The 26,515-nt window shown below is 54.0% G+C and carries 23 protein-coding genes; all 23 read left to right on the forward strand.

Features of this window, described 5'->3' with window-relative positions; all coding sequences use genetic code 11:
* Nucleotide 1: 1 nt before the first annotated feature.
* The 23 genes from AC07TV_RS13400 (at nt 2) to AC07TV_RS13510 (ending at nt 26,501) form a co-directional block, all read left to right on the forward strand.
* Complete coding sequence (locus tag AC07TV_RS13400; protein ID WP_494648864.1) at nt 2-928, forward strand: XrtA-associated tyrosine autokinase; 927 nt, start codon at nt 2-4, stop codon at nt 926-928.
* Nucleotides 918-2,495 carry a TIGR03016 family PEP-CTERM system-associated outer membrane protein gene (locus AC07TV_RS13405; RefSeq protein WP_494648865.1) on the forward strand — a complete coding sequence of 526 codons (1,578 nt, stop codon included), beginning with the start codon at nt 918-920 and terminating at the stop codon, nt 2,493-2,495. The genes AC07TV_RS13400 and AC07TV_RS13405 overlap by 11 nt, the downstream gene beginning before the upstream one ends.
* 4 nt (nt 2,496-2,499) lie before the next feature.
* The gene (locus AC07TV_RS13410; RefSeq protein WP_494648866.1) at nt 2,500-3,603 is read left to right on the forward strand and encodes an XrtA/PEP-CTERM system-associated ATPase; all 1,104 of its coding nucleotides are present in this window, start codon (nt 2,500-2,502) and stop codon (nt 3,601-3,603) included.
* Nucleotides 3,584-4,756 (forward strand): non-hydrolyzing UDP-N-acetylglucosamine 2-epimerase, encoded by a 1,173-nt coding sequence (gene wecB / locus AC07TV_RS13415; protein WP_494648867.1) that lies wholly within the window; start codon nt 3,584-3,586, stop codon nt 4,754-4,756. The genes AC07TV_RS13410 and wecB overlap by 20 nt, the downstream gene beginning before the upstream one ends.
* 9 nt (nt 4,757-4,765) lie before the next feature.
* Nucleotides 4,766-5,629: an XrtA system polysaccharide deacetylase gene (locus tag AC07TV_RS13420; protein ID WP_494648868.1), complete on the forward strand. Its 864-nt coding sequence runs from the start codon at nt 4,766-4,768 to the stop codon at nt 5,627-5,629.
* Nucleotides 5,619-6,653 (forward strand): FemAB family XrtA/PEP-CTERM system-associated protein, encoded by a 1,035-nt coding sequence (locus AC07TV_RS13425; protein ID WP_494648869.1) that lies wholly within the window; start codon nt 5,619-5,621, stop codon nt 6,651-6,653. The genes AC07TV_RS13420 and AC07TV_RS13425 overlap by 11 nt, the downstream gene beginning before the upstream one ends.
* A 2-nt stretch (nt 6,654-6,655) precedes the next feature.
* A complete protein-coding gene (locus AC07TV_RS13430; RefSeq protein WP_494648870.1) occupies nt 6,656-7,867 on the forward strand; it encodes a TIGR03087 family PEP-CTERM/XrtA system glycosyltransferase in 1,212 nt (403 codons plus the stop codon).
* A complete protein-coding gene (gene xrtA / locus AC07TV_RS13435; RefSeq protein ID WP_494648871.1) occupies nt 7,864-9,378 on the forward strand; it encodes an exosortase A in 1,515 nt (504 codons plus the stop codon). Before AC07TV_RS13430 ends, xrtA begins: the two co-directional genes overlap by 4 nt.
* Nucleotides 9,375-10,535 (forward strand): TIGR03088 family PEP-CTERM/XrtA system glycosyltransferase, encoded by a 1,161-nt coding sequence (locus AC07TV_RS13440; RefSeq protein ID WP_494648872.1) that lies wholly within the window; start codon nt 9,375-9,377, stop codon nt 10,533-10,535. The genes xrtA and AC07TV_RS13440 overlap by 4 nt, the downstream gene beginning before the upstream one ends.
* Before the next feature lie 27 nt (nt 10,536-10,562).
* Nucleotides 10,563-12,470, forward strand: a complete 1,908-nt coding sequence (locus AC07TV_RS13445; RefSeq protein WP_494648873.1) for an XrtA/PEP-CTERM system amidotransferase — start codon at nt 10,563-10,565, stop codon at nt 12,468-12,470.
* A complete protein-coding gene (locus AC07TV_RS13450) occupies nt 12,470-13,681 on the forward strand; it encodes a TIGR04063 family PEP-CTERM/XrtA system glycosyltransferase (RefSeq protein WP_494648979.1) in 1,212 nt (403 codons plus the stop codon). The genes AC07TV_RS13445 and AC07TV_RS13450 overlap by 1 nt, the downstream gene beginning before the upstream one ends.
* A complete protein-coding gene (locus AC07TV_RS13455) occupies nt 13,682-14,908 on the forward strand; it encodes a glycosyltransferase (RefSeq protein ID WP_494648874.1) in 1,227 nt (408 codons plus the stop codon). It begins immediately after the preceding gene.
* Nucleotides 14,901-16,256: a phenylacetate--CoA ligase family protein gene (locus AC07TV_RS13460; RefSeq protein WP_494648875.1), complete on the forward strand. Its 1,356-nt coding sequence runs from the start codon at nt 14,901-14,903 to the stop codon at nt 16,254-16,256. The genes AC07TV_RS13455 and AC07TV_RS13460 overlap by 8 nt, the downstream gene beginning before the upstream one ends.
* A 3-nt stretch (nt 16,257-16,259) precedes the next feature.
* Complete coding sequence (locus AC07TV_RS13465; RefSeq protein ID WP_494648876.1) at nt 16,260-16,916, forward strand: arsenate reductase/protein-tyrosine-phosphatase family protein; 657 nt, start codon at nt 16,260-16,262, stop codon at nt 16,914-16,916.
* Entirely contained in the window at nt 16,913-17,875 is a 963-nt protein-coding gene (locus tag AC07TV_RS13470) for a polysaccharide deacetylase family protein (RefSeq protein WP_494648877.1), read from the forward strand. Before AC07TV_RS13465 ends, AC07TV_RS13470 begins: the two co-directional genes overlap by 4 nt.
* Nucleotides 17,872-19,098: a carboxylate--amine ligase gene (locus tag AC07TV_RS13475; RefSeq protein WP_494648878.1), complete on the forward strand. Its 1,227-nt coding sequence runs from the start codon at nt 17,872-17,874 to the stop codon at nt 19,096-19,098. Before AC07TV_RS13470 ends, AC07TV_RS13475 begins: the two co-directional genes overlap by 4 nt.
* 252 nt (nt 19,099-19,350) lie before the next feature.
* Nucleotides 19,351-20,868, forward strand: a complete 1,518-nt coding sequence (locus tag AC07TV_RS13480; RefSeq protein WP_494648879.1) for a 6-pyruvoyl-tetrahydropterin synthase-related protein — start codon at nt 19,351-19,353, stop codon at nt 20,866-20,868.
* Nucleotides 20,858-21,235 carry a GtrA family protein gene (locus AC07TV_RS13485; RefSeq protein ID WP_494648880.1) on the forward strand — a complete coding sequence of 126 codons (378 nt, stop codon included), beginning with the start codon at nt 20,858-20,860 and terminating at the stop codon, nt 21,233-21,235. Before AC07TV_RS13480 ends, AC07TV_RS13485 begins: the two co-directional genes overlap by 11 nt.
* A complete protein-coding gene (locus AC07TV_RS13490; protein WP_494648881.1) occupies nt 21,232-22,278 on the forward strand; it encodes a glycosyltransferase family 2 protein in 1,047 nt (348 codons plus the stop codon). The genes AC07TV_RS13485 and AC07TV_RS13490 overlap by 4 nt, the downstream gene beginning before the upstream one ends.
* 4 nt (nt 22,279-22,282) lie before the next feature.
* Nucleotides 22,283-23,440, forward strand: a complete 1,158-nt coding sequence (locus AC07TV_RS13495; RefSeq protein ID WP_494648882.1) for an acyltransferase family protein — start codon at nt 22,283-22,285, stop codon at nt 23,438-23,440.
* The gene (locus AC07TV_RS13500) at nt 23,433-24,752 is read left to right on the forward strand and encodes a putative O-glycosylation ligase, exosortase A system-associated (protein ID WP_494648883.1); all 1,320 of its coding nucleotides are present in this window, start codon (nt 23,433-23,435) and stop codon (nt 24,750-24,752) included. Before AC07TV_RS13495 ends, AC07TV_RS13500 begins: the two co-directional genes overlap by 8 nt.
* Before the next feature lie 68 nt (nt 24,753-24,820).
* Nucleotides 24,821-25,552, forward strand: a complete 732-nt coding sequence (locus AC07TV_RS13505; protein WP_494648884.1) for a tetratricopeptide repeat protein — start codon at nt 24,821-24,823, stop codon at nt 25,550-25,552.
* 31 nt (nt 25,553-25,583) lie between these two features.
* Nucleotides 25,584-26,501 carry a hypothetical protein gene (locus AC07TV_RS13510; protein ID WP_494648885.1) on the forward strand — a complete coding sequence of 306 codons (918 nt, stop codon included), beginning with the start codon at nt 25,584-25,586 and terminating at the stop codon, nt 26,499-26,501.
* The last annotated feature ends 14 nt before the right edge of the window (nt 26,502-26,515 follow it).

Below are 26,515 nucleotides of genomic sequence, written 5' to 3' on the forward strand. Positions count from 1 at the left end.
GATGAGTCTGATTGAGCAAGCAGCCAAGCGCCTTGAACAACTCCGCCAAGCTGGTGTTGAGCTACCGGAAGAACGGGACGAAGCACCAATTTTTAAACCGGTACCTTTCGATGGAATGCAGCATTCACAAAGTGCAGCTGATACAGTGAGCTGTTCCCCCGCGCCCCTCGGGATTCAATCTTCGAATGCAGTGGAAACCACATTGAACTTGGAAGCAATTTCGGCTTCCGGTCTGCTGGTGCCGAATGCAGCCCGTAGCCAGCTTGCTGACGAGTTTCGCGTGATTAAGCGCCCGCTGATTGCCAATGCCATGGGTAGAGGAGCTGAGCCGATTCCCAACGGCAACTTGATCATGGTTACCAGCGCCTTGCCAGGTGAAGGCAAGAGTTTTTCGGCTATCAATCTGGCCATCAGCATCGCCATGGAACTAGATAATACCGTGATGCTGGTTGACGCCGATGTTGCTCGCCCATCAGTACTGAATATGCTTGGACTTCCGCCAAGTAAGGGCTTGCTTGACGTGCTTCAACAAAACTCTCTCGACATCTCTGGGGTCCTGTTACGCACGAATATCGAAAAGCTCTCCATCCTTCCAAGCGGTACACCGCACCCTCGTGCCACCGAACTACTGGCGAGCGACGCGATGATACGCCTGCTAAATGACATGGCAAGTCGATACAGTGACCGTATCATCGTTTTTGACTCCCCACCTTTACTGCTGACCACCGAAGCACGTGTCCTTGCCACTCACATGGGGCAAATTGTTGTCGTTGTCAATGCCGAAAACACCGTTCAATCCGCCGTAAAGCAAGCCATTTCAACCATTGAGTCCTGCCCGATCAAGATGATGGTCCTCAACCAAATCCGGACAGTCAAGGCAGATGGGTACGGCTATGGGTACGGCTATGGGTACGGACATGAAAAATAGCACCATCCTCCTGTCACGCACCACAGGACTAGTCATAGCGTGCCTGTGGACTAATGCAGCTATTGCCCAGGAGCCACCTGCCCTTAATTCAGGGACACAAAGTCAAGCTTTTGTTGTAGTCCCACGTTTCACTCTGACCGAGACATGGACAGATAACGTCGCGATTGGCGGCGGTCAAAACAACAAGGAAAGTGGCTTCATCACTCAACTTGCTCCCGGCATTCGTATCGACGCAAAAACGGCCCGACTGAAGGCTTACTTTGACTATGCATTGACGGGCATTTTCTACTCAACATCGTCGGCCAATAGCCAAACACAAAACGCTCTTAACACCTTTGGCACGCTTGAAGCGATATCAAACTGGATGTATCTGGACTTCAGTGGTCTTATCGCCCAGCAGGCGATTTCTGCATTTGGTGCACAGTCACCCAGCAACGCGAACGTCAACACGAATAGTACAGAAACATCGACCTATCGCCTCTCTCCTTATATCCGCGGGCAACTGGCTGGAGCTGCCGATTACTCGTTACGTTATACATGGTCGACCACTCAATCCAATGCCTCAGTCGCTTCCGATATAGAGCTTTCTAGCTGGGCTGGGCAATTACGTGGAAGCACCCCATTTCAGAACCTGAAATGGTCTATCGACGGAACCCAGCAGAATGCCAGCTATAGCCGTGGGCGAGCAACAGAGGCAGATCGATTATATGCGATTGGCACCTATACAATTGTTCCTCAATTCCGTGTCTCTCTAAGTGGTGGCCAGGAATCCAATAACTACGCATCGCAAAACGTTGAGGAAAAGTTAACTTATGGTTATGGCTTTGACTGGACACCGACCGAGCGTACCCAGATTTCAGCCTTCAAGGAACGTCGTTTTTTTGGTGACGGTCACCGATATAGCCTCAGTCACCGTTTTCCGTTAAGCAGCATTCGCTATTCAGACACCAAGGACGTATCGGTTCTACCGGATCAATTTTCATCGGTCGGGCTTGGTACCGTTTTCGACCTCTTTCGGCAAATTTGCAGCCAGCTACTCTCCAGTATTTATACCGACCCGAATCAACTGGAGCAAGCCGCCAACAGTTGTGCGATAGACCGCATAACTAGGGCAGGCATCCCTGCCAATACCCTGGCTACCAGCAGCTTTCTGAGTTCTCGCGCTACGGTGCAGCGCAGTCAACAACTTGCTCTGGCAGTCCAAGGGGCAAGAAACACACTTACTGTGCTATTCAACAGAAACGAGAACCAATCAATTCTGGCCTCGAGCACCGAGTTTGACGACTTCAACAATACGAACAACATTCGACAACGAGGTATTAGCGTTAACTTGTCGCATCAACTAAGCGCTATTTCGAGTCTGAACTTTATGGCATCCCGCCAGGAAAGCACAGGGACTGGAAATAGCACGCTAAAGGCCACGACCATGATGTACCAGGCTAGCCTCACATCAAAGCTTGGCGCCAAGACTAATGGTGGACTCACCATCCGCCATACGGAGTTCGATAGCACATCCAACCCTTACACCGAAAACGCACTCGTCGGCACCATTTCAGTAATTTTTTAGCACCATGTACAAGTCCTTCTACGGCTTGACCAGCAAGCCATTCCAGCTGAATCCTGACCCAGCCTTTTATTTTGGCAGCAAGCAACACCTCCGTGCGCAAGCCTACCTTGAGTATGGGATGCACCAAAACGAGGGCTTCATCGTGATCACGGGCGAAGTTGGCGCGGGAAAAACTACTATTGTGCGCGGACTGCTCGACAGTCTCGATCCTGAAAAGGTGGTTGCCGCCCAGTTGGTCAGTACCCAACTCGATGCCGACGATACGCTACGGCTTGTTGGCGCAGCATTTGGCCTGCGCACCAAAGATGTCGCCAAATCCGATGTCCTGATGTCGCTGGAGGCATTCCTGATCAGCATGACGGCCAAAGGCAAGCGCTGCCTTCTGGTTGTTGACGAAGCCCAGAATCTGACGGCCCGGGCAGTCGAGGAATTACGCATGCTCTCCAATTTTCAGTATGGCAACCAGGCCTTGCTGCAAAGTTTTCTCATCGGCCAACCGGAGTTCCGGCAAATCCTGCAAAGCCCGCACATGATGCAGTTTCGCCAACGAGTGATTGCGGCCTGCCACATTGGCCCGTTGGATGTCAGCGAAACTCAAGCCTATATCGAACACCGCCTGCATCATGCAGGTGCAACTGATTCGCCAAGCTTTACCTCTGGGGCTTATGAAACAATTTTCAAAGCTAGCAGCGGTATCCCTCGACGCATTAATTCCGTATGTGATCGGCTACTTTTGTTTGGTTTTCTCAATCATCAGAAGAGCTTCGATGTCGCCGATGTGGACGAAGTTGCCCGAGAGATATTTGAAGAGACCATTGGCGGCTCGACGCAGGTTCAGATGCAATATGCCTTGAATGATGGCATTGGGGTTTCGGCTCAACCAAACCCCTTGGCAACAGGAACTCTTGGCGAATACGCTCGTCCTCCTCATGAACTGCTAACCGTATTGAATGCCGAACATGTTGCCGAGCGCCTCGCAAGGTTGGAGTCAAGCCTGATACAACTTGAACGAATCAACGGCGCCACACTGCAACTTTTGCAGCAAGTTTTTGCTCATTCCAGCACGCTAACCACTTCTCAAAACAAGAATGAAAAATCAGATGCCTAACACTTGGCCTGCCGAGCTCGGCCCAGTAATTTGCGTGGTCGGCGCCCGCCCCAATTTCATGAAAATGGCGCCTATTCTGCGCGCCTTTGCTGCACATCAGCCAGCCATTCCCACACTGTTGGTGCATACCGGTCAACATTACGATCGGGACATGAACGATAAACTGTTCGAGGACTTGCGGCTCCCTCACCCTGACATCAATCTTGAGGTTGGCTCGGGTAGCCATGCCGTTCAAACAGCTGAGGTGATGCGCCGCTTTGAACCCGTTGTAGACGACAAGAAGCCTTCCTGTGTGTTGGTGGTCGGAGATGTCAATTCGACCTTGGCCTGCACGCTGGTTGCCGTCAAAAAAGGGATTCCGGTTGTTCATGTCGAAGCCGGGCTGCGCAGCTACGACCGCGCCATGCCAGAAGAAATCAACCGCGTCCTGACTGATCAGGTCGCTGATCTTCTTTACACTACAGAACGAAGCGCTGCCGACAATCTGGCGCGTGAGGGCATCGCAGGCGAGCGAATTCGCTTTGTCGGCAACGTCATGATCGATTCGCTGTTAAGCAACCGGGAGTTTGCCCGCAAGCCAGCTGATTGCCTGCAGGCAGCATGTATTGATCCGGCCTTGATCAGTGGATCACAGGGTTTCGGCATCGTCACCATGCACCGTCCGTCCAACGTTGATCACCCGGATGTGCTGGAATCCCTGCTCAATGTGTTGCGTGAAATCTCTGAATCAATTCCATTGGTTTTTGCGCTGCATCCACGCACCAAAGCCAATATTGCACGATTTGGCCTTGATCAGCTGATCAACGACACGCGGATGATCATGCTGCCCCCACAGGGCTATCTTGAAATGCTTGGTCTGATGTCCAATGCCCGCATCGTTCTCACAGACTCGGGTGGCCTGCAGGAAGAAACAACCGCCCTTGGCGTACCGTGCCTGACCATGCGCGAAAATACCGAACGCCCCATTACTGTCGACCAAGGCACCAACACCATGGTTGGGCGTGACGTCGATGCTATTCGCCGTCACTCCTCAGAGGTACTGGCCGGCCGAGGAAAAAGTGGGCGCGTACCCGAATTCTGGGATGGCCATGCAGCCGAACGCATTGCAGCAGACCTCGCTGGCTGGCTGATTGAGCATCAAGGGCGACGCTAATTGCCAACAATGACGAAGCCAATCGTTGCTCCGTGCAATGCGCTGACCATTGACGTCGAGGATTACTTCCAGGTTTCGGCATTCGCCCCGCATATTCCCCGCTCCGACTGGGCCATTCGCGAATGCCGCGTTGAACGCAACGTAGACTGCATTCTTGCCATGCTCGATAGGCATGGCACGAAAGGTACTTTTTTCACACTGGGCTGGCTCGCAGAACGTTATCCGGCGGTCGTTCGGCGCATTGTCGACAGTGGCCATGAACTGGCCAGCCATGGCTATGGCCACGAGCGAGCCAGCGATCAGACCCCGGAGAGTTTTTTTGCCGATATCAATCTTGCCAAGCTGATTCTCGAAGATCTCTCCGGCCATGAAGTGAAGGGTTATCGCGCCCCGAGCTTTTCAATCGGCGAGAAAAATTTGTGGGCCTTCGAATGTCTGGAGCGCGCTGGCTACCGCTACAGTTCAAGCATCTACCCGATTCGTCATGACCACTACGGCATGCCGAACGCGCCTCGCCACGCCCACGCCATTGGTGGCCTGGTCGAGATTCCCTGTACGACCCTACGCTTTCTCAACCGAAACTGGCCAGCCAGTGGTGGCGGCTACTTCCGGCTGATGCCCTACAGCCTGTCGCGATGGATGATCGAACGGATCAACCGGGTCGACCAGCTCCCGGCCGTGTTCTATTTTCATCCGTGGGAAGTGGACACGGGGCAACCCAGAATCCCCGGAATCAGCGCCAAGACGCGCTTCCGTCATTACGTCAATATTCACCGGATGGAGCAACGCCTGAATCGCCTGCTTGCCGATTTCACATGGGGCCGCATGGACAAACTATTTCTCGCCCCTGTTGGTAGCACCAATGGAGATTAAGCAGCTCACTCTGACAGATACGGCAAACGCGGTGCACTGGGATGCATTCGTTCTGGCCTGTCCGGACGCCACTTTTTTCCATCGAGCCGCCTGGCAAAGCATTCTCCGCAATGTCTTCCGCCACCCGACCTATTTTCTCTATGCCGAGGAGGATGGAAAAATAGAAGGGGTGCTACCACTAGCCCATATCAAGAGCCGGCTCTTTGGTAATTCGCTGATCGCCCTGCCTTTTGCCGTCTATGGCGGCGTTGCGGCCACCACACCGGAAGCCGCAACAGCGCTCGAGCAGGAAGCCCAGTCGCTGGCACGCAAGCTGGACGTCGATCATCTAGAATTTCGCAATATCCAACCCCGGCACGCTGATTGGCCAACCCAGGATCTCTACGTCACTTTCCGCAAAGCAATCCTGGCTGACGTGGAGGCCAATATGCAGGCCATTCCGCGCAAGCAACGGGCGATGGTTAGAAAAGGCATCAACAATGGTCTTGTTTCCACGGTCGACCGGAAATCTGACCGATTTTTCAAACTGTTTGCCGACAACGTACACCGGCATGGTACGCCAGCCCTACCCAAGCGCTATTTCGATACCCTGCTCCAGGTCTTTGGCGACGACTGCGAAATCCTTACGGTCACCACACCCGAAGGCAAACCGCTCAGTAGTGTCCTCTCCTTCTATTTCCGCGACGAAGTCCTGCCCTACTATGCTGGGGATGACGAGACGGCCCGCAACTTCGCCGCCAACGACTTCAAGTACTGGGAACTGATGCGTCGCAGTTGTGAACGCGGTTTCAAGGTTTTCGACTACGGCCGCAGCAAAGTGGGCACCGGCCCCTATTCATTTAAGAAAAACTGGGGCTTCGAGCCGCAAGCACTGCATTACGAGTATTGTCTCTACAAGCGCGACAGCATTCCGCAGAACAACCCGAACAATGCCAAGTACAAACTGCTGATTGAAACCTGGCGGCGCATGCCGATTGGCTTGGCCAATCTTATCGGCCCGCACATCGTGCGTAATCTGGGCTGAACATGGGGAACATTCTCTTCCTCGTCCATCGTCTGCCCTACCCCCCCAACAAAGGGGACAAAGTTCGCTCCTTTCATTTGCTCAAGCATCTGGCAGAAAGGCACCGTGTTTTCCTCGGCACCTTCGTCGATGACCCGGATGACATACAGCACATCGAGACCGTTCGCACCTATTGCAGCGATCTGTATGTAGCCCGACTGGAACCAAGGTTTGCCAAGCTGCGTAGCCTTAATGGATTACTTGCCGACGATCCGCTAACCCTTCGCTACTACCGTGATGTCAGGTTGCAGGACTGGGTCGACAACACCTGCCGACATAGAAATATCGACGCAGCGGTCATTTTTTGCTCAGCGATGGCCCAATATATTGAATCCATCCCCCGGCTACCGACCATCGTTGATTTTGTCGATGTCGATTCGGCCAAATGGACGCAATACGCGCCAAACCATCGCTGGCCCATGTCGTGGCTATACCGGCGAGAGGGCCAAAAACTGCTGGCTTACGAGCGCGATGTCGCGGCCCGTGCCGCCCGATCATTTTTTGTTACAGAGGGCGAAGTCGAACTTTTCACTCGACTGGCCCCCGAGTGTGCGGTACGAGTCGAACCAGTCTGCAACGGGGTGGATGCCGATTACTTTGCCCCCGATGAAAACCGCGCCTCGCCCTTCGCTGCCAACGAGACTCCCGTGGTATTCACCGGCGCCATGGACTATCTGCCGAATATCGATGCGGTACGTTGGTTTGTCGCCGACATGTTGCCCCTGCTATGCGAACGATGGCCACAACTACGTTTCTACATCGTCGGCCGCAGTCCTACGGCGGAGGTTATGGCCCTGGGCAATGAAAGCGTCACTATCACCGGCACGGTTCCCGATGTTCGCCCCTACCTCCAGCACGCGGCGGTAGTCGTCGCACCGCTACGCATCGCCCGCGGCATCCAGAACAAAATCCTCGAAGCAATGGCCATGGCCCGGCCCGTCGTGGCTTCCAGTGAATGCGCTGGTGCGGTCGACGCCGATTTTGACCTGGAATTGAAAACAGCAACGACTCCGGCTGACTTCATCGCTGAAATCAACGCACTGTTGCAGGATCCCGAACGCTGCGCCAGCATCGGCAAGGCAGCCCGCCAAAGAGTAATTGCACGATATAGCTGGGAGGCCCATCTCGGCAGCATCGACCAATACCTGCCCGCCTCCCAGGAGGTCACCACATGAACAGCCAGTCCAATTGGAAGCCGACCTTGGTCGCAATCGCACTGATCCTCCTCTGGATCGGCTATTGGTACTGGGATACTTTGGAGGCGATGGCGCAGATCTGGTGGCGCTCTGAAACCTACGCCCATGGACTCATCGTGCCACCTATTGCTCTGTGGCTCATCTGGAGAGACTGGCAGCGGCCTGCTGCGCTTTCCCCGCATCCCACCCTCTGGTTTGCCGTCCCGCTCGCCGGCTTCGTTTTCCTCTGGCTGCTGGGCGACCTAACCGCAGTCAACGCCCTGACCCAGTTTGCCGTCATTGGCATGATCGCGATCGCGATCATGGGCTTGGTTGGCAGGCCAATCAGCAAGATTCTGGCGTTCCCGCTACTCTTTCTGTTTTTTGCAGTCCCGGTCGGCGACTTCCTGCTGCCGCGCCTGATGGAGTGGACCGCAGACTTTACCGTGCTGGCCCTGCGCTTGACCGGCATACCTGTTTTTCGCGAAGGGCAGAACTTCGTCATCCCCAGCGGCCACTGGTCTGTCGTCGAAGCCTGCAGCGGCGTCCGTTATCTGATCGCGTCGCTTACGGTCGGCACTCTTTACGCCTATTTAACCTATACCTCACTTAAGCGTCGCCTGATTTTCATTCTCGTTTCGCTGCTCGTTCCGATTCTGGCCAACTGGCTTCGTGCCTACATGATCGTTATGCTGGGCCACCTTTCCGGCAACAAACTCGCGGCCGGGGTAGACCATCTGATCTACGGCTGGGTCTTTTTTGGGGTGGTCATCGTCATCATGTTTGCAATTGGTGCCCGCTGGGCTGAACAACCAGTTCATGCCGCCCAGCCCGCCACGTCGACCGCAAGCAGCGATTACCAGAAACCGCTGCAAGCCTGGGTGACCACGCTCATTCTCACCCTCATTCTCGCCGCCGGCCCCCTCTACGAGAAGCGACTCCAGCAGGCCAACACCGACGTAGTCATCAACCTTTCGCTACCAACCGCCGTCGGATCCTGGCACGCCGAGGCCCCCGTCACTGACTGGCAACCTCAATTCGCCAGTCCGTCGGTGGAGCGGCACTCGGCTTACCGCAACCAGGGTGGTCAGGTTGGTCTCTACATCGCCTACTACCAAAACCAGAACTACGAGCGCAAGCTGGTGACCTCGACCAACGTGCTTGTTACGTCAAATGACCCGGTCTGGCAAATCGTGGCAAATCGTCAGACAAATGCGAACTTCGGCGGCAGCGAATTGGCCGTTCGAGAGGCGGAACTGTTAAAGAAACAGGGCGTTGCTGATGAGCGCTACGTCGTCTGGAGCGCGTACTGGATCAACGGGCACCTCACCGCTAGCGACATCCAAGCAAAGTGGCTGACCGCATGGGCAATGCTCTCTGGGCACGGCGACGACAGCGCCGCCATCATCTTCTACGCCCCCAAAAACTCGGCTGCCAAGGATCTGCAAGCCTTCGTCAACGAGGCTGGCGACGAAATCCTGCACAGTCTGAACGAGGCACGGCCGAAATGAGCGATGGGCGTCCCCTCGTCGCCCACATCATGCACCGCTTCGACACAGGCGGTCTTGAAAACGGCGTCGTCAATCTGATCAACCATATGCCGGCCGATGCCTATCGCCATGCCGTCATCGCGCTTACCGAAGTCACCGACTTCAAGAAGCGCATCAACCGACCTGATGTCCAGTTTTTTGCCCTGAACAAGCCCCCAGGGCATGTACTCTGGATCTATCCGCAGATTTACCGACTATTCCGCCAACTCCAGCCCGCGATCGTGCACACCCGTAACCTGGCCGCGCTGGAAGCCACCGTGCCGGCCTGGGCAGCCCGCGTACCGGCCCGCATCCATGGCGAGCATGGCCGGGACGTTGGTGACTTCGATGGCACGAACAAGAAATGCCAATGGATTCGGCGGATTTACAGCCCGTTCGTGAAACATTACATAGCCCTGTCCCAAGATCTCGCGCACTATCTAACCAATCCCGTTGGCATTGGTGCAAAGCGCGTGACGCAAATCTATAACGGTGTGGACGCTACCCGTTTCCATCCCGCAACTCAGCGGCAACACATTCCTGGCTCCCCGTTCAATGAAGCCGGGCTCTGGCTCATCGGCACCGCTGGCCGCATGCAGACCGTCAAGGATCAAACCAATCTGGCGCATGCCTTCGTTCAGGCCATCAAAACCGAACCTTCACTGAGTGGACGCCTGCGTCTGGTCATGGTCGGCGACGGCCCATTGCGCCTCGAATCACTGGCCATACTGGAAGCGGCCGATCTCACCGAACTCGCCTGGTTGCCCGGGGAACGCAACGATATTCCAGACATCATGCGCGGACTTGATTGTTTCGTTCTGCCTTCGCTCGGCGAAGGCATCTCCAACACCATCCTTGAAGCCATGGCCTGCGGGCTACCGGTGATCGCCACCGCTGTCGGCGGCAACCCGGAACTGGTCCAGGAGGGGGGCACCGGCCATCTGGTCCCGGCGGCGAATCCCGGCGCCCTCGCCCGAGCCATTATCGATCTCGCCCAATCCCCGGAAAAAGCCCGGGCCATGGGATATGCCGGACGCAAGCGCATTGAGGCACAATTCAGTATGACCGCCATGATAAACAGCTACCAGAAGATCTACGACCACCTGCTGGGCAGAATGTCACGGTCGACCGGAAATTAACCCCAAAAACCAAATTACGAGAAACCCATGTGCGGCATCACCGGCATCTTTGACACCCGAGGCAAACGCGACATCGATCGTGCGGTATTAAATCGCATGAACGAAGCGCAGTTCCATCGCGGCCCCGACGAAGGTGGTCTGCATATCGAACCCGGCGTCGGGCTCGGCCACCGGCGCCTATCGATCATCGACCTGTCTACTGGTCAGCAACCGCTCTACAACGAGGACAGCAGCGTCTGCGTTGTTTTCAACGGCGAAATCTACAACTATCAGGAACTCATCCCCGAACTGCAGACACTCGGCCACCACTTTCATACCCGTAGCGACACCGAAGTCATCGTGCACGCATGGGAGTCTTGGGGTGAGCGCTGCGTCGATCGCTTCCGCGGCATGTTCGCCTTCGCGCTGTGGGACCGCAATCGAGAAACGCTCTTTCTCGCTCGCGATCGCCTCGGCGTCAAACCGCTGCACTACGCTCTGCTCGATGACGGCACGTTTCTCTTCGGCTCCGAACTCAAATCGATCCTCGCCCACGGCGGCCTCAAGCGCGACATCGACCCCTGCGCCGTTGAGGAATATTTTGCCCTCGGCTACGTCGCCGAACCGCGCGCCATCTTCAAACAAGCAAAAAAACTCCCACCTGCGTGTACTTTGCTCTTGCGTCGAGGCCAACCGGTCGGCGAACCACGCGAATACTGGGACGTCCGCTTTACCCTCGACAACCCTATCAGCGATGCCGACGCCCGTGCCGAACTGACCCATCGCCTGGAAGAATCGATAAAACTCCGGATGATCTCGGAAGTGCCGCTCGGCGCGTTTCTCTCCGGCGGCGTCGACTCCAGCGCCGTGGTGGCCATCATGGCCGGCCTGTCGGCCAACCCAGTCAACACCTGCTCAATCGGTTTCTCCGATCCCGCTTTCAACGAATCCGAATTCGCCAAAATGGTAGCCGACCGCTACCACACCAACCACCACCTCGACATCGTCGAAAGCGACGACTTCGATCTCATTGACACCCTGGCCAAACTCTACGACGAACCCTACGCCGACAGTTCAGCCATCCCAACCTACCGCGTCTGCCAGCTTGCCCGTAAGCATGTCACTGTCGCGTTATCAGGCGACGGGGGAGACGAGAGCTTCGGCGGCTATCGCCGCTATCGGCTGCATATGATGGAAGAAAAGATGCGCTCGGCCTTGCCGCTCGGCCTGCGCCGCCCACTGTTTGGCACGCTCGGCAAACTCTATCCGAAAGCCGATTGGGCACCGCGAGTCCTCCGGGCCAAGACCACTTTCGAAGGCCTGGCACGCAACTCCGTGGAAGCCTATTTCCACTCCGTGTCAATCCTGCGTGCACCGATGCGCGACCGCCTGTTCAGCGCCCAATTCAAGTCCGAGCTAGGCGGTTATGATGCCCTCAAGGTATTTACCGATCATGCCGCCAAGGCCGACACCAGCGACCCGCTGGCGCTGATCCAATATCTTGATCTAAAGACCTACTTGATCGGTGACATCAACACCAAGGTCGACCGCGCCAGCATGGCTCACTCGCTCGAAGTGCGCGAACCATTGATGGACCACAAGCTGATCGAATGGCTGGCCACCCTGCCCTCGACACAAAAGATCCGCAGTCAGGAAGGCAAGTATCTACTGAAGAAAAGTATGGAGCCGCTTCTGCCGAACGACGTTCTCTACCGCCCAAAGATGGGCTTTTCGGTGCCGCTCGCACGCTGGTTCCGCGGCCCGCTCAAAGCGCGCGTACAGGAAGCCATCCTCGGGTCGCGGCTGGCCGACACCGGCTGGTTCAACCGTAGCTACCTGGAAGAATTGGTCCGCGACCACAGCAATGGTAGCCGCGACTACAGCGCATCTATCTGGACCATACTGATGTTCGAAGCCTTCCTGCGCAATGTTATGGAACAAGGTGAAGCTGCATGATTCGCGTGCTCCACGTCCTCGACCATTCGATTCCCCTGCACAGTGGCTACACTTTCCGCACCGCCGCGCTATTACGCGAGCAGCGCGCCTTGGGTTGGGAAACCTTTCACCTAACCTCACCAAAGCAAGGCGAGACCTCCGCTCCCTTCGATGACGTCGATGGTCTGCGCTTCTATCGCACGCCAATAGCCAAGGGAACCTTGGCCAGAATCCCCCTGGGCAAGGAACTGGCCTTGATGAAGAAGCTGGAAGCCAGGCTTGAAGAAGTTGCACGCGAAATTCGCCCGGACATCATTCACGCCCATTCCCCCGTACTCAATGCCCTGCCGGCAATCAAGGTCGCCCGCAAATTTGGCATCCCCGTCGTTTACGAAATCCGTGCCTTCTGGGAAGACGCCGCCGTCGACCATGGCAGTACCCACGAAGGCAGCCTGCGCTATCGGGCCACCCGCAAGCTTGAGACCCGAGCCATCCAGAAGGTCGATCATGTCTTCACTATTTGCGAAGGTCTGCGCGCGGACATCGTGGCGCGCGGCATACCCGCCGCCAAGGTGACAGTGATTCCGAACGCTGTCGATGTCGATTCCTTCATGCTGGCGAGCCCGCCCGACCCGCAACTTCTGGAAAAATGGGGGCTGACTGGAAAAACCGTAATCGGTTTCATCGGCTCCTTCTACGCCTACGAAGGCCTCGACCTGCTGCTCGATGCCCTGCCAGAATTGATCCGCCAGCGCCCGGAAGTACGTGTATTACTGGTCGGCGGCGGTCCTCAGGAGGCCAATTTGCGCCAACAGGCCGAACGGCTCGGCCTCGCCAATCATGTCATCTTCACTGGCCGTGTGCCGCACAAAGAGGTCGGGCGCTACTACGACCTAATCAACGTACTGGCCTACCCGCGCCACCCGATGCGCCTGACCGAACTGGTCACGCCACTCAAGCCACTCGAAGCCATGGCCCAAGGCCAACTATTCGTCGCTTCCGACGTCGGCGGCCACAAGGAACTGATCGAACATAACAACACCGGCATTCTATTCGAGGCCGGCAATGGTGGCGCCCTGACCGAAGCACTGCTGGCCTTGCTCAACGACCGTCAACGGTGGCCGGAACTGAAGGCGAACGGCAGGCATTTCGTCGAAGCAATGCGCAACTGGCGGAATAGCGTGGCCAACTATGTCACCCCGTACCAACAACTCATCGGCCCAAAAAACTGAATGAGCCATCCGAAACCGCCGCACATCGTGGTTCTGTCCAGCCTATTTCCGAGCAGTTTGCAGCCGGGAGCTGGTCTGTTCATCCGCGAGCGCATGTTTCGCGTCGCCCGACAATTGCCCATCACCGTCGTTGCACCAACCCCATGGTTCCCTCTGCAGAGACTGATCCGCCGCTTCAAGCCGCACTTCCGCCCCGGCGCCCCGGCCTATGAAAAACAGTTTGGCATCGACGTCTGGTTTCCACGCTTCCTGTCGATGCCCGGCGTATTCAAGAAACTCGACGGCCTGATGATGGCCCTGTGTACCCTTCCGCGCATGCGCCGACTAAAAAGCGCCGGCCGCTTGGATATTATTGATGCCCATTTCGCCTACCCTGACGGCTATGCTGCCAGCCTGTTAAGCCGCTGGCTGCAGGTGCCGTATACGATCACGCTGCGCGGCACCGAAACCCGGCACATTCAGGACTCCCGATTCGCCGGCCTACTTCTGCAGGCCGTTAGACGTGCTGCGCTGGTATTTTCGGTATCCGAATCCCTGCGCCAGTTGCTGATCGCCCACGGGGCCAGTCCACAGCAGATCGAAGTCGTAGGCAATGGCGTGGATACTGCCCGCTTCACCCCGCGGGACAGGGCCTCGTGTCGCGATGCGCTCGGCATTTCCGCTCAGGCACAAGTCCTGGTCTCGATGGGCGGACTGGTCCCACGCAAAGGATTCCACCGCATCATCGAATTATTGCCGCAGATCCGAGAACACTTCCCGGACTTGATCCTCCTCGTGGTCGGCGGAGCCTGTGCCGAAGGCAACAACCGCCCGCAACTCGAGCAGCAAGTAAAAACCCTCAAATTGGAAGACTGCGTCAGATTTCTCGGCCCGCGGCCACCGGACGAATTATCGGCGATCCTCTCGGCCGCTGACGTGTTTGTGCTGGCGACCAGCAACGAAGGCTGGGCAAACGTCTTTCTGGAAGCCATGTCCTGTGGACTACCGGTGGTCACCACCGACGTCGGTGGCAACAAGGAGGTCGTCAGCGACAACAGCCTAGGAATCGTCGTCCCCTTTGGCGACAGAGAAGCCCTTCGGCTCGCGGTTGCAACCTCGCTGCAACGTGATTGGGATAAAAAGCAGATTCGCCGCTACGCGGAACAAAATGCTTGGGATGAACGCGTGGAAAGGCTAAGCGGCCGTTTTTGGCACATCGCTAATGAAGCAAGAGGACAACATGAGTGACCTTTACACAAAACTGGTGTCCGGCTTGATCTTCCCAATCCACGAACAGCTCAAGCATCACAGCACGGTTGCCGTACGTAGGCACCTCGAGGAATCTCAGTGGTGGTCGCCCGATCGTCTGGCGGCGCTACAATTGGACCGCCTGCGCCAACTACTAACCCAGGCGCAGAACCACGTTCCCTACTACCGCGAGCTTTTCGCCAAACTGAATTTCGACATACGCACCATAGCCTCGCTGGACGACCTGCAACGTCTACCCTTCCTGACCAAGGCCATCATCCGGCAGAACCAGGAGCAGCTCAAAGCCGATAACGCCGAACATCTTGCCCGCTTCAACACTGGTGGATCGTCCGGCGAACCACTGATCTTCTTCATCGGCAACGAGCGCATCAGCCACGATGTCGCTGCCAAATGGCGTGCAACTCGCTGGTGGGACGTAGATATCGGCGACTCCGAGATCGTGGTCTGGGGCAGCCCGATCGAACTAACCTCGCAAGATCGCGTGCGCCAGATTCGCGACCGCCTGCTGCGGACCCGCCTGCTGCCTGCATTCGAGATGAACGAGGCCAATCTCGACGGCTTCGTCGACACCATCCGCGCCACCCGGCCAGCTATGCTGTTCGGCTATCCATCCTCACTGTCACTGATCGCACGCCATGCCGAAAAGCGTGGCAAGACAATGAACAAGCTAGGCATCAAGGTAGCCTTCGTCACCTCGGAACGACTCTACGACCATCAACGCGACGACATCGCTCGCGTCTTCGGCTGCCCTGTTGCCAACGGTTACGGTGGCCGCGATGCCGGCTTCATCGCCCACCAGTGCCCGCAGGGTGGCATGCACCTGACTGCCGAAGACATCATCGTCGAAATCGTCGACAAGGACGGCAAGTCAGTACCCAAGGGTGAAGCCGGCGAAGTCGTTGTCACCCATCTGGCCACTGGTGAATTTCCCTTCATTCGCTACCGCACCGGCGACGTTGCCGTGCTCTCCGCCAAGTCTTGTGCCTGTGGCCGCGGCCTGCCGATGCTGGATGAAATCCAAGGTCGCACCACCGATTTCGTCGTCGCCACTGACGGCACCATCATGCATGGCTTGGCCGTTGTCTATCCGATCCGTGACATTCCCGGCATCGCCTCGTTCAAGGTGGTACAGGAGACGCTGCAACGCATCGTCGTCCACATCGTACCGGGCGACAATTGCGGCCCCGATGTCGAAGCTCTGATCTCGACGGGTATAAAAGCCCGGTTGGGGAAAAGTGTCGATGTCGAGGTATTGCGCGTCGGCGATATTCCCCGGGAGAAATCGGGAAAATATCGTTATGTACAAAGCCTGGTCACCGGGAGTTAATGGATGCCACACAGCCAACTGGCCAATCCAGAATGCCCGCTCGGATCGGACTCGAGGCAACAGGGCATTGCCAGCCCGAAACAGCGCCTGACATCCCTGATTTCTGGCAATTTTGGCACCCACCGGGGACTGATCAGAATGCTGCTCGGCGAGACTGAATACCTGGCTGGCCGGGTGAATCAGTTTCTCCAGCCCGATCTCGCCGCAACGCAACGGGTAGTATTCGTCTGTCTCGGCAACATCAATCGCAGCGCCTTTGCCGAAGGAGTTGCCACCTCCAACGGACTCAACACCGCTTCAATCGGTCTGTCGACCTCCACCGGCAATCCGGCCTTCCATATGGCCATCGATACCGCCCAGCATTTCGGCATCGATCTGCAAGCGCACCGCGCTACCGACTTCACCGACTACGAATATCGACCGGGCGACCTGCTGCTGGCCATGGAAATTCGCCATGCCCATCGCCTGACCAGCCTAGGGATTCCGCAAGAGGCCATCGCCCTGCTTGGTCATTGGGCGACACCGCATCGTATTCATATTCACGATCCACACACCCTTTCCAGCGCCTACTTCCGGACCTGTTTCAGCCTGATTCACTCCGCTGTGCGGGAGCTGGCCATGGATTGCCGAAAAACGGGCAGCCCGTGTGTCGCCACATGAACGTCCACCTGACCTTCGACATCGAGGTCTGGTGCAACGGCTGGACCAATCTCGACAGTGAATTCGCCAGTTGTTACCCACGTTACGTCTACGGCCATTCGAAGCACGGCGACTATGCCCTGCCAAAAACCCTCGAAATCCTCAACCGCCACGGCTTGCGCGGCGTTTTTTTTGTCGAGCCCCTGTTCTCGTCAAGGTTCGGAGCCCGCTATCTGGAACAGATTGTCCGCCTGATCGACGATGCAGGCCAGGAAGTACAGCTTCATCTGCACCCGGAGTGGACGGACGAAATCAATCCGTCAATTCTCTCTAACGTTTCCAGCAAACGGCAACACCTCACCTACTACTCCCTAGAGGAGCAAACAGCACTGATCCACCACGCCAAGACTCTGTTGGAAAACGCCTTGGGCAAGCCGGTATCGGCCTTCAGGGCTGGTAGCTATGCGATCAACGAAGACACCTTCCTGGCCTTGGCCACTAACGGGATTGCTATCGATTCCAGCATTAACCGCTGTTACGACATCAGCGCACCGGATCTTGTCTGCAAGCATGGAGCGACAGCCCCATTTGCTATCAATGGGGTTATTACTTATCCGGTGACCGTTTTCCGCGATGGCTTTGGACGGGAAAGGCCAGCCCAGATTGGCGCCTGCGGCTTCGGTGAAATGCGCCAGGCACTCGAGTCCGCCTGCGAAAAGGGATACGGCGACTTCGTGATCGTTTCGCATAATTTCGAAATGCTCAAGCCCGGTCGCATGGATCCAGATTTTGTGGTGGTGCGACGCTTTGAACGACTATGTCGTTTTTTGGCCGAGAACCTGAATGCAATGCCTGTCAATAGCTTCACAGGTCAAGCGAGTACAGCATTGTCCATCGGAAGAGACCACTTGCCGCAAACTGGTATGTCTTCCACAGCTTGGCGGCTAGCTGAGCAGGTTGCCCGGAGGATGCTCGGATGACTGTTTCACGCTCGGAAACTACGATTACTCCTTGTGTTGTTCTAGGACTAGAAACCCAAATTGGCTTGGGGATCGTTCGGGAGCTTGGACGCTCTGGCATTCCAGTCATCGGAATTGCTCAATCGGAATCTGCAATCGGACTGAGATCCCGTTATCTAACACGCGGAATTGTTGTAGATCAGCCACGGAGTGATGAATTACTACAATGCCTTCAACGATTGGGGGAGGAGTATTGTGAAGCCTCGCTCATCGCAGTATCCGAGACCAATCTAAACTGGCTATTGAGTAACCGCTCCCGTTTGGGTCGTTTACGCCCGGTATTACCAAGACTTGAGGCCTTAGAGATTGTCCTCGACAAGCAGAAGACCTTAACAATCGCCAAGGAAATCGGAATTCAAGTGCCGCTTTCGGCGGAGCCGCAGTCCATTGACGATTTTGATGCTTTGGCCGAAAAATTCAGCTATCCGGTAGTGCTCAAATGGAAAGATCCCAACAGTATTGGCCCCTTGCTATCGCAGTACAAAATTCCAATGCTCAAGGCTGAATATGCCCAGAATGCTGTTGAACTGAGGACGATCGGACAGCGCTATGCGAAGATTGGAAAATGGCCACTCGTTCAGGAATACTGCGCAGGAACAGGGCTAGGCCAGTTTTTTTACATGCATAATGGCAAAGCCTTGCGCAGATTTCAACACCTCCGTATTGCCGAATGGCCCCCCGAGGGGGGATTTTCTAGCGTCTGCGACAGCATTCCCATCACTGAGCATACCGAGCTACAAGAACAATCGATCGCTCTACTCCGTGCTATAGGCTGGGAGGGAGTGGCTATGGTCGAGTATCGTTTTGACTCGCTAAGCAAGCGTGCAGTCCTCATGGAGATCAATGGTCGTTTCTGGGGCAGTTTCCCGCTGGCGGTTCAGTGCGGAGCCGGCTTTGCTCTACTCGCACACTACATACAAGGCCAGGGAAAGGTTCCCAATCTTGGAGAGCTATCTAACCAACGCCGCTGTCGCATGGTAGGAACTGAAGTTAAGCGTCTGTTCCGCATCCTATTGCAACCTTCGAAGATTCGAGATCCATATTTCGAGAAGAATCCGATCCACGAAATATCGCGGTTTGTCATCGATTTTTTCAAACCGAACGTGTGCTATTACCTATGGTCAGCTGACGATCCAGGCCCATTCTTCAAGGATCTTCACAACATGGTATTTCGCCGCGGCTGACAAACCACATTTGGGATGACACTCACTCAAATTTCGTCACTCAGCATCATATTGTCATGCTGAACTCGTACGTCTTTGATGCCCCTATTACCAATGACTAAACCACGGTTACTGATCTTGTTGCTGGCCATTGTTTGCCTAAGTGCTCTCACCCAGTCTGTAGCGTTATACGGCCCGCAGGTCATAGATGGGCCAGACATAAAGATTCACTACAGATGGGCCCTCCAGTTCGCATCCGCTCTCTCGGAAGGGGTGTGGTATCCACGCTGGGCATCCTACAGCTATTTCGGCCTAGGAGACCCGACTTTTCTCTACATTCATCCTCTCTTTTACTACGCCGTCGCAGCCGTAAATATCGTGATAAACGATGTTTGGCTTGCCATATTGACCATTGGGGCTATGAGTTCAGCGGTTGCAGCAGCCGCGACCTATTGGATTGCACAAAGAAATACATCGAAGGGTATGGCGCTGGTCGCGGCTTGTGCAATGGCGTTATCGCCATATGCGTTTCATCTGGCCCACTACCAGCAGTTTCTTCCCATGCACTTTGCGATGCCGGCACTAGTTCTATTCCTTGGCGTGATCTCATCGAACAGGATGCGATATCGCGTGCCCCTTATTGCGGTAAGCCTTGCCTTGCTTGTGATGTCCCATGTGCTGGTTGCATTCATGGCTCTGGTTTGTACTGCTGCCGTGATTCTCTGGCGAGCGCTACGGGAGCGGAATCTCGCTATCAACCAATTTCTCCAACATGCCACCGGGGTGCTTCTCGGCTTGGCATTATCAGCCATGTATCTATTCCCGGCGCTTACTACTCAGCATCTGGTTTCCCCTGCGGGATGGTACGTGCCAATCCATCTAGACTGGCACAATGCCTTTCTCCTACAGTATTTCACGCTTCCTGACTTTGGATTCCGCTGGTTTCATCTACAGTGGTCCATCCCGCTCCTAACTGTATTCGCATGTGGCCTTTCTGGGATTTTTCTCTGGGTAGGCCGTTCAAATATTACTGATAGTTGGCACAAGGCAGCCGAAATGCTCGTTGTCGCTATTTTTGCCCTTCTCCTGGGTTCCGAATTCTCATATTCCGTTTGGGATCATGTTGAGACTCTGCGTAGGCTGCAGTTCCCGTTGCGGTTCCTTCAGGTTGCGTGCGTTGCCTCAATTTTTGCGCTCGTCTGGTCAGCAGCCGGAATCGAAAAAGCCAGGGCAAAGATGGTTTCGGTTTCTATTACTCTCTTTCTTGTGGGAAGTTTGGCAATGCTCTTTGCCCTGGAGCGCCAATTTTCGATCGAGGCCAAACCAGCGCTAACAGTAGCGGCTCCCGGAAACGCCCAAAGAGGACAGCCAGAAATGAAACCAGCATCAGCTGGTGGTGCATGGCGGGCGTATCTCGATCAAGGTGGGTGGAAAGCGGAATGTATTACCAAAAGCGTGATTTGTAGCCAGACTGTCGAGAGAACCCATCACAAGATATGGACAGTTGAGGCGCAGGAAAATGTTCAGGACATCCACCTGCCGATATTCTGGTTTCCCGGCTGGGCTTTCTTGGTAAATGATCGGCTTGTGACACCAGTTGTTGATTCCGCCAATGGTCTGCCACTGTTGGCAATTGCTCCGGGACGAACCACAATCGAGGCTAGATGGACTGGCATTCCTCAAGAACGCGTTGGTGAGGCCATATCATTGGCGGCAGTTTTAGCACTAGCAGGGCTGCTATTCACTATCCGATGTCGTGCCAAGAATGATGGTGATCGCAATGTGGCGTGAATTCCTCAAATTCGCCAACAGCGGGGCAATCGGTACACTGGCTCATTATTCCGTGCTTTGGATTCTTGTGGACCTGACGGGCACCCATCCTGTCGCGGCCTCCACGGCGGGAGCTCTGACCGGCGCTGGAGTCAACTACTTTCTTAACTACCACTGGACGTTCAAAAGCCGCTTGCCACACTCGCGGACTATGCCACGTTTCTTTGCAATCGCCATGTTCAGCCTCGTCTTGAATACTTTTCTGATGGCGATACTGATCTCACTAGGAACACTGCATTACATGGTGGCTCAGCTAGCTTCAACAACAATTTGTTTGGTGGTTAATTATTTTGCGAGCCGATTTTGGGCTTTTGGGGGTAATTCATGACGACTTCAAAATATGTTGTTGAGCGCGAGCAAAGTCCACTTTGTATATCCGTTGTTGTGCCTGCATACAACGAAGAGGAGGTGCTTCCAGAATTGCATCGCCGCTTGCAAGCGGTATTGTCGCAACTAACAACGAACTACGAAATTGTCTACGTCAATGACGGGAGCCGGGATCGGACTCTGGAGATAATGCGAGAGCTCAAAGAAGCTGACTCACACGTAGGCTACGTAAACCTAAGCAGAAATTTTGGCAAAGAGATTGCAATGACCGCTGGGCTTGACCTGGCGCGAGGTGATGCTGTGGTGGTCATTGATGCCGACCTGCAGGACCCGCCCGAACTAATTCCCAAACTGCTTGAAGGTTGGAAAGAAGGGTTTGACGTCGTTTATGCACGTCGCGTAAGCAGAGCCGGTGAAACTTGGCTAAAGAAAGCCACCGCAAGAGCCTTTTACAGGATAATCCAGCGTATCGGACCAGTCAGCATTCCTGAGGATGTCGGTGATTTTCGGCTCATGAGTCGCCGTGCGGTCGATGCGCTTAAGCAAATTCGTGAACGACATCGCTTCATGAAAGGTTTATTTGCCTGGATCGGATTTCCTCAAAAAGCAATTGATTACCAGCGCGATGCACGTTTCGCAGGAGTGACGAAATGGAACTACTGGAAACTATGGAATTTTGCGATAGAGGGCATCACATCATTCAGCATCGCCCCCTTGAAGATCTCCACCTATGCCGGGCTTCTGGTCGCAGCCCTCGCCTTCATATATGCAATTTGGGTCATTTATAAAACTTTGATTTTTGGCGACCCAGTTCAAGGCTATCCGTCCCTTATGGTAGTAGTTCTCTTCCTTGGAGGAGTCCAGTTGGTCGGCATCGGATTGCTTGGAGAATACCTCGGCAGAATGTTCGTCGAGACCAAGTACCGTCCGTTGTACTTATTGGACGAAGTAGTTCCCGCCCCTGCATTAATTTGCACAAATCAGAAAGGCCCGATCAAAATTATTGAGGCTAATGCTTCCGCATTTCCTTGTGACATATCGTGACCGCATGACCAGCTTGAATATTCAGACAGAGCGGAATTTGATGAGCCGATGGTTTTCTCTATACCTTGATATCGTTAGGCTCCTGGCAGCAGGTTTTGTGGTGTATGCCCACTCCAATGTCCGATTTCTATATCCAGAAAAACTGCCTCTCGCGGAATATGCACACTCGGCGGTAACAGTATTTTTTGTTCTTTCCGGCTATGTCGTTGCATTTGTTGTCGATCGCAGAGAGAACACGCCGATTAGCTATGCAGCCAGTCGTGCATCAAGAATTCTTTCTCTTTCCATTTTTGCGGTACTGCTTACCCCCATTATTGATTCGCTAGGACGTAGTGCCGCTCCTGAGTTGTATTCAAAACTGATTCCTTCGGATTATCTTCTCGTAAGAATTGTGGCGAGCTTGGTCTTTCTTGCCGAGCTTTGGACAATATCCATCACAACATTCTCCAACGTTCCCTACTGGTCTTTAAACTACGAGGTTTGGTACTACGTCCTGTTTGGAATTTACTGCTTTGTAGAAACATCCCGGCGGTGGATGCTGATCGGCATCATTTGCATCATTCTCGGCCCCAAGATCGTTCTCATGGCGCCATGCTGGTTGGCCGGTGTTTTAGCATATCGCTGGAAGCTTCCGCTGAAGGCGCTAGGGACGTGGAGTGCTGTCGCCCTCTGGATTATCAGCATGCTAGCGTTCGCGGGTTATCACCATTTCGATCTGATGCGAAGTTTTAGTGATGAAATCGTGCTCAAATACGGAGGGGAGTGGCTCCACACCCAGCTGCATTTTTCGCGCTATTTTGCCGCGGACTGGTTTTTGTCCTCAATTATCGTTGTGAACTTCATCGCTATACGCCACTTGGCTAACAGGCTACCAGAGATAGATATTGGTTATTTGGCATGGATCAACTATGTTGGAGGGCTGACCTATGCGCTATACATTATCCATTTTCCGTTTTTATACATGTGGGGTGCGATCCTTAACTCAATGGAACCAGGCGGCGAAAAATATGCGCTAACCGTAACCTTTGCATTACTCTCAGTTGCGGTTATCGCTGCCTTGGGAGAGTGGCTACGCCCGCGCATGCGTCGTTGGATACAATCTCTGTTCGAAAGCCAGCGCTTCGTACGTTGGTGCTCTCGTCGGATAGCCAAAAATGCGTGACATCCTCGTTGTTGGAATTGTTTTGGCGGGAAGTCTTTACGCACTTCGCCAACCTTGGGTTGGAGTAATACTGTGGACTTGGGTTAGCCTGATGAATCCTCACAGCCTAACTTACGGGTTCGCGCTAAGTTTCCCTGTTGCAGCAATTGCGGCAATAGCAACCGTTATTGGATTGCTAATGACAAAAGAAAGGCAAAACCCTTTTTCCGAGTCACCCGCCGTCTGGCTTGCTTTATTTGTAGTCTGGATCTGTATCGGCTACCCGTTTTCTTACAACGTAGACGGTAGCTGGGAAATGCTCAGCAAAGTGTTGAAAATTGACATTATGGTTTTGGTGACCTTAATGATCCTCAAATCGCGCCGCCACATTGAACTATTCGTTTGGGTTGTAGTGGCATCCCTTGGCTTTTATGGGGTGAAAGGTGGCATCTTCACGATTGCCAATGGTGGCAATTATCGTGTTTGGGGGCCAGGTGGATTCATTGGGGGAAATAACGAATTAGCGCTAGCGCTGATCATGATCATTCCTTTCATGCGCTATCTCCAACTACAAGCAACAAATAAATGGATTCAGCACGGACTTTCACTTGCGATGCTACTAACGGCTGCAGCCTCCCTTGGCAGCCACTCACGGGGTGCGCTATTGGCGATTGCCGCAATGGCATTTTACCTTTGGCTAAAGAGCCCAAAAAAACTAACATTCGGAATAGCGCTGGCCTGCGCGGGGATAGGCTTGATCATATTCATGCCTGAACAATGGAGTGACCGGATGAACACCATTCAGACCTATGAACAAGACAGTTCTGCGATGGGCCGAATCAATGCTTGGTGGGCCGCGTTCAATGTTGCAAAAGAGCACCTCACGGGCGCAGGCTTCGACATGTACAATTTCCATATTTTTGCCCGCTTCGCCCCTGATCCACTTGATGTCCATGCCGCTCACAGCATTTACTTTCAAGTTCTTGGAGAACATGGATTTATTGGACTTTTTCTTTTCCTCTTGATTTGGCTTTCCACATGGCGAACCGCTAGCTGGCTTATTAAAAACGGAACCGCAATACCTGAAGCGGCATGGTGTAGAGATCTCGGGGCAATGTGTCAGGTAGCTATGATCGGCTACCTCGTTGGCGGTGCGTTTTTAAGTCTTGCTTATTTCGATCTTCCTTACAATATTCTGGCCATCGCAGTTTTGGCCAAGCAATGGGTCTTAAAACATCGATTTACCGAATCAACTGAATTAAATCCAGCAAAAAGCAACCCGCTAAATACTTACCTCCCATCGAGCGGGAAACCATCTATTTTTCGACCATAGGAACATCCCTGCATGCCCTATTCAGGTTCTCTATCGATGACGCATTTCACTTTGAAGAGATTCGTTTGATGCCAAGACTATGTCAACGTTATCTAAAATATCTGCAACCTACATGTTTGGTGTTTTTTTCGATCATCTCCACTGGAGTAGCTGCAGCGCTCAACCAAGGTTCATACCCCGATTGGGCAACGCGTTGGCCTGCGGAGGAGCAATATGATGGTGATTGTCGCCCACTATGGATACCAAATAAATATGGTCCATTCGAGTATCGAACTGCGAGCCCAGAAGATCGCGCGTTGGTTGACGATGCACATTTCTCCCAAGAATATGATGCCTATCTCAAAGGACAAAAAAAATCTTCGAGAATAATGAATGAACTTCCTCCTGCAGCAGGTTTTGGATACACCTTATGGGCTTTCCCAAATCAACCTCGTGCGCTTGCTGCAATGGAAGATCTCGGCATAAGACACAAAACAGAAAAACCTCCAGGTGCGATGCTTCGTGTCCATTGCTGGTTCCAGAGAGCTGTTCGTTTTGCTCCTGACGATGAGTTGGTTCGTGCTATATACGGGTATTACTATTCCCGCCGAGGAAAGCCTGCCGAGGCGAGAGCACAACTTGAAAAGGCTACATCTGTTGGAAGTAGTAATTCTAGTGTTTATGTCTACAGCGCCTTTGCTTACATTGAAATAAAAGACTACGAAAAAGCACTAGAAGCAGCCAAGACCGCCTATCAACTCGGCTATTCATTGCCGGGACTGCGAAACCGCATGAAACGTGAAGGCAAATGGAAAGATTGAGAACTCACACGAATGTCACTTTTAAAATTTTATGATTTCACTTAAATATTTATTTGAGAAAGTACGTACAGCGATTAACCGTCGCAATTTTGATCGAGAACTTCAGGGTATTCTTGATACGAAACCCGTACATTTGGGCAAAGTCCAGTTAACGCTCCTGTCTATGGTTCACCACCGGGATGTCGAATCATATTTGCTGGCAATTAAGGCATTCTGCCGCTTTATACAGCCACACCGAATTGTCATGGTTGCCGACCCCAGTATCACTGTAGCTGACCGTACCAAAATCGCGGGTCATGTTCTAGGTATCGAGTTCGTTCGCGCAGAAGATTACCGCGAGCCCGAAATGCCACAAGGAGGATGTTGGGAGCGCCTGATTGCAATCTCAGAATATGTCCAAGATGATTATGTTATCCAGTTGGATGCAGACACTGTGGCATTGGCAGATATGGACGAAGTTAGGGAGGCGATCAGCGAATCCTGTTCATTTGTTCTCGCGACCGAGGATGGGCAGGATTTTGTCTCCTGCGTCGAAGCCGCTCAATGGGCAAAACCGAGAGCGGAATCAAGTGAGCATGTGCAAATTTTGGCTGAAGCGAATTTGGATCGCCTCCCAAGAGCCGCATCAGCGCGTTATGTCCGGGGTTGCGCCGGATTTTCTGGTTTCGCACCCGGAAGCTTTAGCCGAGCACAGCTAAGGCAGTTCAGCCAAGATATGGGAGTTGCTCTGGGCGAAAAATGGAGTGCTTGGGGAACAGAGCAATTTTCTTCAAACTATATGGTCTCAAACTCCACCAAGGCTCGGGTCTTGCCTCATCCAAAATATTGTCATCCGGGACGTGAACGACCAGAAACTGTTTTTCTACATTTTATCGGCTACGTTCGCTTCAATTCGGGCCGCTACGCTCTTGCAGCCCGGGAAACCTGTACTGCCCTTGACATTTCTTAATAGGCAATAGAGAA

This window comes from Azonexus sp. GW821-FHT04F04, assembly GCF_059420025.1.